The sequence below is a fragment of the Nocardioides sp. genome, from assembly GCF_047606145.1.
In the GTDB taxonomy this organism is placed as follows: domain Bacteria; phylum Actinomycetota; class Actinomycetes; order Propionibacteriales; family Nocardioidaceae; genus Nocardioides.
In genome coordinates, this window is record NZ_JASGET010000113.1 from 16,805 (window position 1) to 28,204 (window position 11,400).

Below are 11,400 nucleotides of genomic sequence, written 5' to 3' on the forward strand. Positions count from 1 at the left end.
CGGTCCAGCCTAGTCTTGACTAATCGTGGTTGACAATGGCTGAAAATGAGCGATCCTGACTGAATGACGTCACTGGTCTCCGTCGACCTGCCGCCGGTGGGCGGCCTGCCCGGTCTCACTCAGGGCGCCTACGGCACCCGCGGCAACCTGGAGCTCGTCGTGCCGGCCGTCGACACCGGATTCTGGGTGCTCTGGTTCAACGCCGACGAGCACGACGAGCGCTCCGGTGCCGCCGTCGGCTGCTGGAGCGGCGGCCTGCACGTGGAGACGGACGATCGCCTGACTGCCGTCACCATCAGTCAGATCGAGGCGGGGCCACGCTTCCTCGAGGTCACGCTGCTCGGCGGCGACACCGCCCGACGCATGTTCTGGTGTCCCGAGCGGGGCTTCGTGGCCGGCGGGGTGTTGGAACCGGCGGCAGCGGCCGTGGCACCCATCCGAGAGCTCGCCGGCGCGATGACCACCATGATCACCACCACCGACGGGCGCACGCTGTGGCTGCGCGGTGAGGGCTATCCCGAGCCGGCCTGGGCGGCCACGCCGGCGCCACCCGCGGCGTGGGAGGAGTTTCGACGCATGCCCGACGGCTGGACGGTGCGCGTGCAGGACGGCAGGGTCCGCTTCGAGGGCGAACGGGGCATCGTCGAGACGGGCATCGAGGCCGATGCGGCCGCAGCGGCCCGGACCACCCTCGACGGCGGCCGGACCGACCTGCTGGTGCGCCGCGGGGACCGACTCGCGCACGCCTGGACCGGCCGCACCGACGATGCCTGGCCGCAGCCCCGCACGATCACCTCGACCGTCTGGACCGAACCGGAGGACAGAGTGCATCGACGCGGCTGAGGTCAGCCGATCCGATGGATCATGGTGTTGCTGATCAGATAGCGGTAGCCCGCCGCACGGACCGCATCGTCGTGGCGGGCGCTCATCCCCCACGGGGTGCCATGCAGCCACACGAACGCCGGCGCGGACTGGCCGGTGACCGCGTCCATCAGCCGCTTGGGCTCCACGATCTCCCGCTCCAGTTCCTCGTCGGTGGCGACGTCGTTGATCCCGTAGTGGGACGCCGTGTGCGGAGTGACCACGTGGCGCCGGGACAGGTCCGTGATCTCCTCCCACGTCATCGCCAGACGCTGGCCGCGGTTGGCCAGATCCTCGGCGACCAGGCCGATGTGATGGGAGCGCGCGTAGGCCTCCTGCTCGGGCACCGGAGAGTCGACGAAGCCCGTGCACACCGGGAACCAGCCGGTGATCCCGAGCTCGTCGCAGACCGGCCCCGCGACCTCGGCGCTGTTGCGGTAACCCTCGTAGAACACGGGCAGGAATCCGGGGCGGTCGGTGCCCCAGCTGCCGGTCTCGAAGAACCGGTCCAGCTCGTCGAGGCCGATGGAGTCGAAGCGGGTGCCGAAGGTCCTCAGCTCCTGGCACAGCGCGTCCCGGCTGGCGTGCGGCGTGTTGTGGTAGTTGACCACGCGGATGAACCGGCCGCCCGCGACCGCATCGTGGTGGGCGGAGTAGGACAACGCGGTGGCCGCGGTCACAGCTGGACCCCCTCGCGGCCGAAGTCGGCGTACGACGTCGTCTGCAGCACCGTGATCAGGCAGCCCATGTCGTCGTCGCGGGAGCTGGGCACAAGAGCGTCGCGGTAGCCCGTCATCGCGTCGGCGAGCGCGGCGCCGTCCGTCAGCACGTCGGCATCGGTGACAGCCGGGGCGGCGGGGGCGGTGCCACGCTCGTCGACCAGCGCCAGCACCATCGGGATGCCCTCGCGTTCGAGCACGCGGTCCTGACATTCGCGCAGCAGCGCCAGCTCGGCGGAGATGGTGTCGGACTCGGGTGGCATGGGCTCTCCCTGGGGATCGAGGCGGGCGGGTCAGGCGATGACGACCTCGACGCCGCGCCCGCGCAGCGTGTCGAGGTCGTCGCTCGGGGTGGCGGAGTCGGTGACGAGGCAGTCGATCTGGTCGACGCTCGCCAGCCGGACGGGACCCCGCCGGGCGAACTTCGTCGAGTCGGCCAGCACGACCAGCCGGTCTGCGGTCTGCAGCATCCGTCGATCGGTGCCGGCCTCGTTGACGTGCGCACCGGACAGGCCGTGCTCGGCGCTCATGGCGTAGGCGCTGGAGAAGGCGACGTCGACCTGGAACTCGGCGAGGGCCTGCTCGGCGATCCTGCCCAGCAGGGACATCTCCTCGTGGCGCAGCACCCCGCCGAGCACCACGACCGAGATCTCGGGATAGATCGAGAGGTGGGTGGCGATGCTGAGACCGTTGGTGAGCACCGTGATGCCCTGCCGGCCGGCGAGGAACGGCAGCATCGCCTCGGTGGTGGTCCCACCGGTGATCAGCACGGTGGAGTCGTCGGGGACCCGGGCGGCCGCGGCCTCGCCGATCCGTCGTTTCTCGTCGCTGTGCTCGATGCTGCGCGACATGAGCCCGGGCTCGAGGTCGGCGTTGAGCAGGCTGGCGCCCCCGTGCACGCGGGAGAGCAGCCCGCGGTCGTCCATCTCTCGCAGGTCGCGGCGCACGGTGGACGCGCTCACGCCCAGTGACTGTGCGAGATCCGCGACGTTCCCGGACCCGTTCTCCCGCAGCAGCTGCAGCACCCGCCGCTGCCTCTCCAGACTGAGCATCGTCAGTACCCCCGATCGCGATTGACGAGATTGAGCAACGGCTCCCCCCGCTCGAAGCGGGCGAGGTTCGATGTCACGATGTCTAGCACCTGCTCGGCGTAGCTGGGCGCAAGGCCCGAGGCGTGTGGCGTGACGAAGACATTCGGCTCGTCCCACCAGACCGAGTCGGCCGGCAGCGGCTCGACGTCGAAGACGTCGAGGGCGGCACCAGCGAGGTGACCGGAGCGCAACGCCGCGAGGAGCGCCTCCTCGTCGACGATGCCGCCGCGCGCGACGTTGACCAGCGTGGCTCCGGGTTTGGTGGCCGCGAGCGCCGCCGCGTCGATCATCCCCCGCGTCTCGGTGGTCAACGGCACCACCACGACCACGTAGTCGCTGCGGCCGAGGACCTCGTGCAGCCGTCCGGGATCGACGACCTCCACACCGTCGTGGTCGACGCGCTCGCCGAAAGACGCCTGGGTGCCGTCGCGGGCATGGTCGATGGCGCCACTGCGAGTCACCCCGACGACGTCCATGCGATGCGCTCGGGCGAGGCGACCGATCTCACGGCCGATCCTGCCGTAACCGACGATGGTGACGGTCGCGCCGGAGAGCCGCGCTGGCAGCATGGTCCGCCACCGCTCCTGGGCGTCCGGCCACGTCCGGGTCTCGCGCGCCTGCAGCAGCGCGGGCAGCCGGTGGGCGAAGCCGAGGATCATGCAGATCACGTACTCCGCCAGCGGCACCGGCGAGACTCCGCCGATGGTCGTGATGTCCACCCGCGAGTCCCACAGTGGGGTGCCGACCACGTGGTCGACCCCTGAGGTGTCCAGTTGCACCCAGCGCAGCCGCGGGGCGGCGCCGGGGTCCGGCAGCACCGCGGAGGTGTGCAGCACCTCGACCTCACGCCACACCGCGTCGGGTATGTCGTCGGCCGTGGCGGCGCGGATCTGGCGCACCTCCACCCCCGGCACACGGCTGCGAACCAGATCGAGCCACGCCGCATCGAAGTCGAGCGTGGAGAGGTAGAGCGTCACTTGATGCCGCTCCTAGCCATGCCTTGGATGAAATAGCGCTGGAAGGCCACGAAGAGGACCACCATCGGCAGGATCATCAGCAAGCTGATCGCCATGATGGCTCCGTAGTTGGACGTGTACTGACCCTGCAGGTCCGTCACGATCCCGATCGGCAGCGTGAACAACTGGTCGTTGCCGAAGAGGACGACCAGCGGCCAAGCGAAGGAGTTCCACTCCGACATCATGGTGAGCAGCACCAGCACGGCGATCAGCGGCTTGCAGAGGGGCAGCACGATCTGCAGGAAGATCCGCAACTGCCCGGCGCCGTCACAGCGGGCGGCCTCGATCAGCTCGTCCGGCACGGCCAGGAAGAACTGCCGGGCCAGGAAGATCCCGAACACGGTGGCACTCTCGGGCAGGATGACCGCCCAGACGTTGCCGTAGAGGCCCAGGTGGATGGAGAGCCGGAACTGCGGGACCATGATCGCCTGGACCGGGATCATCATCGTGGACAGCAGCAGCAGGAACAGCGCGTTGCTACCGCGGAAGGGCAGCTTCGCGAAGGCGTAGCCGGCCAGCAGATTGGTCACCACCGTGATCGCCGTGACGGCCAGGGTGATCACCGTGGAGTTGCGGAACCATCGCCACACCGGGAACTGCTCGATGGGGTCGCGGAAGTTGGCCAGCGTCCAGTGGCTGGGCCACAGGTGCACGCCGGTGCGGTACAGGTCCGTCTGGGGCGAGAGCGCCGTGAGCACCATGTAGTACAGGGGAAACAGCATCACGAGCGTGACCACGACGGCCACCACGAGACGGACCCAGAAGAAGCCGCCGCGGCGGTTGCGCCTGCGGGCCCGGGCCCTCGCGCGGGCCAGACTGGTCATCGGGACGTCCGCCATGTCAGGCCACCTGGTCCCGGTTGCGGCTGAAGCGCCACTGCAGCAGGGTCACCACGAGGGTGATCACGAAGATCACCACGCCCACCGCGGCGCCGTACCCGAGCTCCTGCGGGCCGTGGTCGTCGAAGGCCTCGCGGTACGCGTAGGTGACGACGGTGGTGGTGGAGTAGTCCGGGCCGCCCGCCGTCATGGCCCAGACCACGTCGAAGATCTGGAACGAGTAGATGATGTTCATGATCAGCAGGAAGAAGGTCGAGGGACCGAGCATCGGCAGGATCACGTAGCGGAACCGTTGCCAGGCCGATGAGCCGTCCAGTTGGGCGGCCTCGATCATGTCCGTGTCGATCGCCTGCAGGCCGGCCAGGTAGATCAGCATGTCGAAGCCGATCCGCTGCCACAGGGTCACCAGGATGATCGAGGCCATGGCCCAGGTCCCGTTGGACTGCCACTCCACGGCGGGCAGACCGATCGAGGTGAGCAGATCGTTGACGAAGCCGTTGTACTGATTGAACGTCCACGCCCCCAGCACGCCGGTGGCCGCGCCGGAGATCACCATCGGCAAGAAGATGATGGTGCGCATCACGGTACGGCCGGGCAGCACCCCGTTGAGCAGTACGGCGACGCCCAGCCCGATCGCCATCCCGACGGGCACGGTGAAGAGGGTGAACACGGCGGTGTTCTTCACCGTCTCCCAGAAGACGGAGTCCCGCATCAGGTCGAGGTAGTTGTTCATCCCGAGGAACTGGGCGTCGCCCAACGACCCCAGGCTCTCGGTGCTGATGATGAACGCGAGCACCAGCGGCAACAGCAGAAAGAGAGCCACCAGCACCACGTTGGGCAGCAGGAAGATCGCTCCGGTGGTGGCCTGCACGCGTGCGAACCGCCGTCGGGACGATCGGCCCGCGAGGCTGGGCCGCGAGCCGATCGCCGAGGGAGGCTCCACAGGGGTTGCTGTCTGTCCCACGGTCGACACCTTAGGAGCTGAGCGCCTTGTTGATCTGGGTCGAGAGCGCACTCAACGTGCTCTCGGTGGACTGGCCGTGGAAGGCCAACTCCAGCTGGTTCTGCAGGGCGGTGTTGATGTCGGCGAAGCCGCCCACCGTCGTCTCGGCGACGATGGTGTCGCTGATGGTGGTGGCCTGCTCGGCACAGACTGCCACGACGTCGGGACGGTAGGCGTACTTCAGCTTCTCGCTGGCCAGTCTCTGCAGCGTGGGCAGCTCGACGGCCTGCTCGCAGAAGTACTTCATGCAGTCCTCGCTGACCAGGGTCTTGAGGAACGCGGCCGCGAGCTCGGGGTCCTTGGTGTCCTTGAGCGCGACGATCGCATTGCCACCGAGGTCGGCGCCGGTGCCGGCATCCTGGGGCAGGAAGGTGGCGCCCCAGTCGCCGCCCTGGTAGCCGGTCTTGGCCGCGGCCAGCTCGGGCACGAGGAAGTCGCCGACAAAGCTCATCGCGACCGTCTGGTCGAGGAAGAAGTTGTCGGAGTAGGTCGACGTCTTGATCGTGTTGGTCGCCGGGACCCACTTCTTGGTGAAGAACGACTTCGTGTAGTCGAGCGCCTTGGTGGCGGCGTCGCTGGGCAGAGCGCTCGCGCTCAGGTCACTGGTCAGCAGGGTGCCGCCGGCCTGGTAGAGCCAGGAGTTCCACCGATAGGCGCCGGCCAACGTCCAGTCGTAGGCGAAGGGGAACTTGTTGCTGGCCAGACTGGAGCGCAGCTTGGCGGCCACCTCGGAGAATTCGTCCCACGTCCAGGCATCCTTCAGCGTGGTCGGCACGGAGGTGATGCCCGCCGTCTCGAAAGCCGACTTGCTGTAGACGATGCACGTGGTGTCGGTCTGGTGAGGGACTCCGTACGGCACGCCGTCGTACTGGATCGCACCCCACATCGCCGGCAGGAAGGCGTCGATCTCGTCCGTGCTGAAGTACGGGCTGACGTCGAGCAGCACGCCGTTCTTGCTGTACTTGCCGATCGTCGTGTAGTCGACGCGGAAGATGTCGGGGGCGTTGCCGGCCTGGATGCCGCGGTCGATGCTGGAGAAGAAGCTGGCGTAGGGAACCGCCTTGAGGGTCACCGTGGCGCCCGGGTTCTCCGACTCGAACTTCTTCTTCGCGTAGGCGAAGCCGGCTTCCTCGCCGTCGCTGCCGCCCCAGTAGGCGAAGGTCAGATTGCCTGTCACCTTGCCGATGCTCGCCTGGCTACCGGCCGAGGCCGACGTGCTGGTGCTGGTGGACCGAGAGTGGACTGAGCTACAGGCGCTGAGACCGAGCAGCGCGGCGGTGCCGGTGACACCACCCAGAAGTGAACGACGAGAAATGGGCACGGCAGGCTCCCCCATCAAGGGCACGTTTGGGAACGAGACCGACTGTGCGACGCTGCCGGGCCGGCTCGTTGCTGGTGAGGCGAAACTCTGGCATTTTGAGCCGATTCCGTCAATAGTGCGCGACAGATTGATCATATTTGCGTGTTTCAGCCGTGATCTGCTTAAGTAGGGCCACCCGCCTACTGAGAGGAACGCCGTGACCACGACTGAGACCCCGGACGTACTCGTGCTCGCGGAGCTCAACCCCGACGTCGTCCTTCGCGGCGTATCCGCCGTACGGTTCGGGCAAGCCGAACAGCTCGTCGAGCAGGCCGCCCTCGCCCTCGGCAGCTCTGGCGCCATCACTGCCTCGGCGCTCGTGGCGCAGGGACGGCCCACCGCGCTGTGTGCCGTCGTCGGCGACGACCTGGCCGGCGAGGCGGCCCTCCGCATGCTCGCCGGGCAAGGCGTTGACACCGACGCCGTCGCGGTCCGTCCGGACGTGGCCACCGGGATGACCGTCGTCTTGTCCGGGAACGACGGTGACCGCGCCCTGCTCACCTTCCCGGGTGCCATGGCCGCCCTCACCGTCGACCAGGTCCCGCGTGCGCTGCTCGCCGCGGTCCGGCACGTGCACGTGTCCTCCTTCTACCTCCAGCAAGGCCTGCACGCCGGGCTCGTCGAGCTGCTCGACGCCGCCCGCGCCGACGGGGTCACCACGTCTGTCGACCCGGGCTGGGATCCTGCCGAGAAGTGGCAGTCCATCGCAGGCGTGCTGGGGCATGTCGACCACCTGCTACCGAACGCGACCGAGTGCCTCGCCATCGCCGGCGCCATGGGCCACGTCACCGATGACCCGCTGGCCGCCGCCACCACGATCGCCGCGCACGGGCCCGCCGTGACCGTGAAGATGGACACCCGCGGCGCCGCGCACGTGGGGCCCGCCGGCCGATGGCGCGTGGCCGCGGCCCCGGTGGACGTCGTGGACTCCACCGGAGCCGGTGACAACTTCGACGCTGGCTTCCTGGCCGGCCTCCTGGCCGGGGAGAGCCCGGACCGTGCCCTCGCCCGCGGCGCCGCCTGCGGCGCGGTCGCCGTCACCGGCCTCGGTGGCGTCGGCGCTCTGGCGAGCCCCGAACACGCCGAACTGCTGGCCAATCAGCTCACCACCGAGGAGATCGCATGACCAGCACCGCCGCGACCGGGTCCGCCACCCGTCGCGAGATCGCCAGCCAGCCCGAGATCTGGGAGCGCGTGCTCGCCGAGGCCCCGGAGCACTCCCGGCTGCTGCCCGCGCCGGGCGAGCCGGTCCTCTTCGTGGGCTGCGGCACCTCCTACTACGTGGGTGAGTCCTACTCCCGGCTGCGGAACTCCGCCGATCTCGGACGCACTCGAGCCGCCATCGCCTCGGAGATCCCGTACGTCGACGACGACGAGACCCTGGTGGTGCTGTCCCGCTCGGGCACCACCAGTGACGTCGCCGACGTGATCCGCGAGCACAAGGCGAACCGCTCAACCCGCGTCATCGGCATCGTCGGCGAGGCCGGCACCCCCATCGCGGAGCTGTGCGACCACCTGATCCTGCTGGACTACGCCGACGAGGAGTCGGTCGTCCAGACCCGCTTCGCCTCCTCCGCACTGCTGCTGCTGCGCGCCTCGCTCGGGGAGGACCTCTCCGGGTTGCCGGACGCCGCTCGCGCGGCCCTGGAGGCGCCGCTCCCCGAGCCGCTCCCCCGCCACGTGGTCTTCCTCGGCCACGACTGGACCATCGGGGTCGCCCAGGAGGCGGCCCTGAAGTGCCGCGAGGCCGCCGGCTACTGGACCGAGGCGTACGCACTCATGGAGTACCAGCATGGGCCGTTGGCCGTCGCCGGCGAGGGGTCACTGGTGTGGTGCATGACCGAGACGGCCGACTTCGTCAGCGGCCCGATCCGGGAGACCGGCGCGGACGTGCTGGTGCCCGACCTCGATCCGCTGGCGCAACTGGTCACCGCGCATCGTCTGGCCGTGGCCCTGGCCCACCAGCAGGGCCGCGACCCCGACCATCCCCGGCACCTGGCCCGCTCGGTGCAGCTGCACTGACGCCATGCCCGTCGTGACCATCACCGCGCCACCGCTGGGTGCCGCCGAGCCCCAGACGGTCCGTACGGTCGCGGCCGCCGTCGCGGAGGCCCTCGGCCTGACGCCCGACGACGTGTTCGTCACCACCGTGGACGCCCGCACCGGCACCCTCGGCATCCGACCCGCCGCCTGGCCCGTGGTCGTGCTGCACGGCGGACCGCGCGACCCGGCGGCGATGCGCGCAGCACGGCTGGCCGCACGCGCCGCTGTCGCGACCGCCTGGGACCGCGACGAGGACACCGTGTGGTCCCAGTGGCTGGTCGCGGAGCCGGGGCTCTGATCCTCGTGATCCTCTGTGTGTGCCCCAATCCCGCGCTTGACGTCACGTACGGCGTCGGCGAGCTCCGGCACGGCGAGGTGCATCCGGTCGTCCGGGTGCACCGGCGTGCCGGCGGGAAGGCCGTCAACACCGCCCGGGTCCTGCACCACCTCCGCCGACCGACCCTGCTGCTGGCACCGCTCGGCGGCAGCACCGGCAGCGAGGTGGCCGCCGACCTCGAGCGTGCCGGCATCGCCCTGCACAACGTGCCACTGGCCGGCACCACCCGGACCAGCGTCGCCGTCACCGACGGGTCCGGTGCCACCGTCTTCAACGAGCCCGGGCCCGAGGTCTCCCCCCACGAGTGGCGGCTGATGGTCGAGACCCTCCGCGCACAGGCGATCGCCGACGGGGTGAGCGTCGTGGTGCTGGCGGGCAGCCTGCCGCCCGGCGCTCCGGTCGACGGCTACGCCCAGCTGATCGAGGCCTGCGGAGCGCGGCCGGTCGTCCTGGACGCCGCGGGCGCGGCGCTGGCCTCGGCCCTGCCCGCCTCCCCCGCTGTGGTCACCCCGAACCTCGCCGAGGCCCGCGACGCCCTCGACACCGCCGGTGGCGCCCTGGAGTGCGCCGAGCAGCTGGTCCTGGCCGGTGCGCGGGCCGCCGTGGTCAGCGACGGTGCGCACGGCCTCACCGCGGTGTGCGACGCCGCGCGCTGGACCGCGCGCCCCGACGCACCCGTGTCCGGCAACCCGACCGGTGCCGGCGACGCCGTCACCGCCGTGCTGGCGCTCGGGCTGGCCGAGGACATCCCCCCGCGCGAGACGCTGCGGCGCGCCGTCGCGGTGGCCGGTGGAGCCGTCGCTGCTCCCGTGGCCGGCGACATCGACGACGCCGTGACCGCGCGCCTGCAGACACACGTGCTGGTCGAGGAGGCCTCCCGATGACACTGGCGCGCACGGGTGACCTGGTCGCCGACGCCCGCGCCGCGGGCGCGGCCGTCGGTGCCTTCAACGTCATCACGCTCGAGCACGCCGAGGCGGTCGCCGCCGCAGCCGAGGCCACCGGGCAGCCGGTCATCCTGCAGGTCAGCGAGAACGCCGTCGCCTACCACGGCGGCCGGCTGCGCCCCCTGGCCGCCGCCTGCGTGGAGATCGCCGGGACCGCCGGCGCCAAGGTCAGCATGCACCTCGACCACGTCACCTCTCTCGACCTGCTCGCCGAGGCCGCCAGCGCCGGCTTCGCCTCCGTGATGTACGACGCCGGCGCACTGGCCTATGCCGACAATCTGGCCGCCACCCGCCAGGCGGTCCGGATCGCCCGCGCGGACGGCCTGTGGATCGAGGCCGAGCTCGGCTACGTCGGCGGCAAGCCGGACGCGCCCCGCAGCGCGCACGCCCCCGGCGTGCGCACCGACCCCGACGAGGCCGCGGCGTTCTGCGACGAGACCGGCGTGGACGCCCTCGCCGTCGCCGTGGGCAGCTCGCATGCGATGACCACTCGGACCGCCGTCATCGACGCCGCTCTCGTCGCCCGGCTCGCTGGCTCGGTGCCGGTGCCACTGGTGCTGCACGGCTCGTCCGGCGTACCCGATGACCAGCTACGCGCCGCCATGCGTGCGGGGATCGCGAAGGTCAACGTGGGCACCGCCCTCAACGTGGCCATGACCGGTGCGGTCTCCGCCGCCTTGGCCGCGGAGCCGGAGCTGGTGGATCCGCGCCGCTACCTCGCCAGCGCACGCGAGGCCATGCACACGGCCGTCTGCCAGGTCCTCGCCGTACTGTCCGATCAGCCGCCGCGATGACGCGGTGACCATCCCTGGGCACTGAGCCGCCCACGCCTGTCCCGCCGCTCCCGGCGGCCCCGTCGCAACGACGCGGCACTTCCTGACCACGGATCGTCCGGCACGTACCTGCCGGTGAAGGAGAGCGTTCACGATGGCGTCCACCACATTCGAGAAGGCCGAGCGCTGGTATCCCGATGCACCCACCCCGGCGGTCCAGGGCATCGACCTGGAGATCGCGGACGGTGAGTTCATGGTGCTCGTCGGGCCGTCAGGCTGCGGCAAGTCCACGACCCTGCGGATGCTCGCCGGGCTGGAGGAAGTCAACGACGGCCGCATCCTGATCGGCGACCGGGATGTCACCAACGTCCCGCCCAAGGATCGCGACATCGCGATGGTCTTCCAGAACTA

15 protein-coding genes are annotated in these 11,400 nt (G+C 70.2%); 8 read left to right on the plus strand and 7 right to left on the minus strand.

The window, feature by feature from the left end:
* Positions 1–63: 63 nt before the first annotated feature.
* Positions 64–843 carry a hypothetical protein gene (locus QM638_RS14335; RefSeq protein WP_415142807.1) on the plus strand — a complete coding sequence of 260 codons (780 nt, stop codon included), beginning with the start codon at positions 64–66 and terminating at the stop codon, positions 841–843.
* Positions 844–845: 2 nt separating this feature from the next.
* Here the strand turns inward: QM638_RS14335 and QM638_RS14340 are convergent, their stop codons facing one another.
* The 7 genes from QM638_RS14340 to QM638_RS14370 all read right to left on the minus strand — a co-directional run bounded on the left by QM638_RS14340 (position 846) and on the right by QM638_RS14370 (position 6,706).
* Positions 846–1,541: a polysaccharide deacetylase family protein gene (locus QM638_RS14340; protein WP_415142809.1), complete on the minus strand. Its 696-nt coding sequence runs from the start codon at positions 1,539–1,541 to the stop codon at positions 846–848.
* Positions 1,538–1,843 carry a hypothetical protein gene (locus QM638_RS14345; protein WP_415142811.1) on the minus strand — a complete coding sequence of 102 codons (306 nt, stop codon included), beginning with the start codon at positions 1,841–1,843 and terminating at the stop codon, positions 1,538–1,540. Before QM638_RS14345 ends, QM638_RS14340 begins: the two co-directional genes overlap by 4 nt.
* A 30-nt stretch (positions 1,844–1,873) precedes the next feature.
* A complete protein-coding gene (locus QM638_RS14350) occupies positions 1,874–2,632 on the minus strand; it encodes a DeoR/GlpR family DNA-binding transcription regulator (protein WP_415142812.1) in 759 nt (252 codons plus the stop codon).
* 2 nt (positions 2,633–2,634) lie between these two features.
* Positions 2,635–3,648 (minus strand): D-2-hydroxyacid dehydrogenase, encoded by a 1,014-nt coding sequence (locus tag QM638_RS14355; protein ID WP_415142814.1) that lies wholly within the window; start codon positions 3,646–3,648, stop codon positions 2,635–2,637.
* A complete protein-coding gene (locus tag QM638_RS14360) occupies positions 3,645–4,526 on the minus strand; it encodes a carbohydrate ABC transporter permease (protein ID WP_415142815.1) in 882 nt (293 codons plus the stop codon). Before QM638_RS14360 ends, QM638_RS14355 begins: the two co-directional genes overlap by 4 nt.
* Before the next feature lies 1 nt (position 4,527).
* Positions 4,528–5,397, minus strand: coding sequence for a carbohydrate ABC transporter permease (locus QM638_RS14365; protein WP_415142817.1), 870 nt, complete (start codon positions 5,395–5,397; stop codon positions 4,528–4,530).
* Between the two features lie 103 nt (positions 5,398–5,500).
* Positions 5,501–6,706: an ABC transporter substrate-binding protein gene (locus QM638_RS14370; protein WP_415142819.1), complete on the minus strand. Its 1,206-nt coding sequence runs from the start codon at positions 6,704–6,706 to the stop codon at positions 5,501–5,503.
* 1 nt (position 6,707) lies between these two features.
* Here QM638_RS14370 and QM638_RS14375 point away from each other — a divergent pair, with 1 nt between their 5' ends.
* The 7 genes from QM638_RS14375 to QM638_RS14405 form a co-directional block, all read left to right on the plus strand.
* Complete coding sequence (locus tag QM638_RS14375; RefSeq protein WP_415142821.1) at positions 6,708–7,019, plus strand: hypothetical protein; 312 nt, start codon at positions 6,708–6,710, stop codon at positions 7,017–7,019.
* A 27-nt stretch (positions 7,020–7,046) separates the two neighbouring features.
* Positions 7,047–8,015, plus strand: a complete 969-nt coding sequence (locus QM638_RS14380) for a carbohydrate kinase family protein (protein WP_415142822.1) — start codon at positions 7,047–7,049, stop codon at positions 8,013–8,015.
* Positions 8,012–8,911: an SIS domain-containing protein gene (locus tag QM638_RS14385; RefSeq protein WP_415142824.1), complete on the plus strand. Its 900-nt coding sequence runs from the start codon at positions 8,012–8,014 to the stop codon at positions 8,909–8,911. Before QM638_RS14380 ends, QM638_RS14385 begins: the two co-directional genes overlap by 4 nt.
* A gap of 4 nt (positions 8,912–8,915) precedes the next feature.
* A complete protein-coding gene (locus QM638_RS14390) occupies positions 8,916–9,230 on the plus strand; it encodes a hypothetical protein (RefSeq protein WP_415142826.1) in 315 nt (104 codons plus the stop codon).
* 17 nt (positions 9,231–9,247) lie between these two features.
* Complete coding sequence (locus QM638_RS14395; RefSeq protein ID WP_415142828.1) at positions 9,248–10,153, plus strand: 1-phosphofructokinase family hexose kinase; 906 nt, start codon at positions 9,248–9,250, stop codon at positions 10,151–10,153.
* Entirely contained in the window at positions 10,150–11,010 is an 861-nt protein-coding gene (locus tag QM638_RS14400) for a class II fructose-bisphosphate aldolase (RefSeq protein WP_415142830.1), read from the plus strand. Before QM638_RS14395 ends, QM638_RS14400 begins: the two co-directional genes overlap by 4 nt.
* Positions 11,011–11,143: 133 nt before the next feature.
* Positions 11,144–11,400 (plus strand): ATP-binding cassette domain-containing protein (locus tag QM638_RS14405; protein ID WP_415142832.1); only part of this gene is annotated, 257 nt, incomplete at its 3' end.

Coding starts and splice junctions, on each gene's coding strand:
- QM638_RS14335 (WP_415142807.1), top strand. CDS start 64: ATGACGTCACTGGTCTCCGTCGACCTGCCGCCGGTGGGCGGCCTGCCC.
- QM638_RS14345 (WP_415142811.1), bottom strand. CDS start 1,843: ATGCCACCCGAGTCCGACACCATCTCCGCCGAGCTGGCGCTGCTGCGC.
- QM638_RS14350 (WP_415142812.1), bottom strand. CDS start 2,632: ATGCTCAGTCTGGAGAGGCAGCGGCGGGTGCTGCAGCTGCTGCGGGAG.
- QM638_RS14360 (WP_415142815.1), bottom strand. CDS start 4,526: ATGGCGGACGTCCCGATGACCAGTCTGGCCCGCGCGAGGGCCCGGGCC.
- QM638_RS14385 (WP_415142824.1), top strand. CDS start 8,012: ATGACCAGCACCGCCGCGACCGGGTCCGCCACCCGTCGCGAGATCGCC.
- QM638_RS14390 (WP_415142826.1), top strand. CDS start 8,916: ATGCCCGTCGTGACCATCACCGCGCCACCGCTGGGTGCCGCCGAGCCC.
- QM638_RS14400 (WP_415142830.1), top strand. CDS start 10,150: ATGACACTGGCGCGCACGGGTGACCTGGTCGCCGACGCCCGCGCCGCG.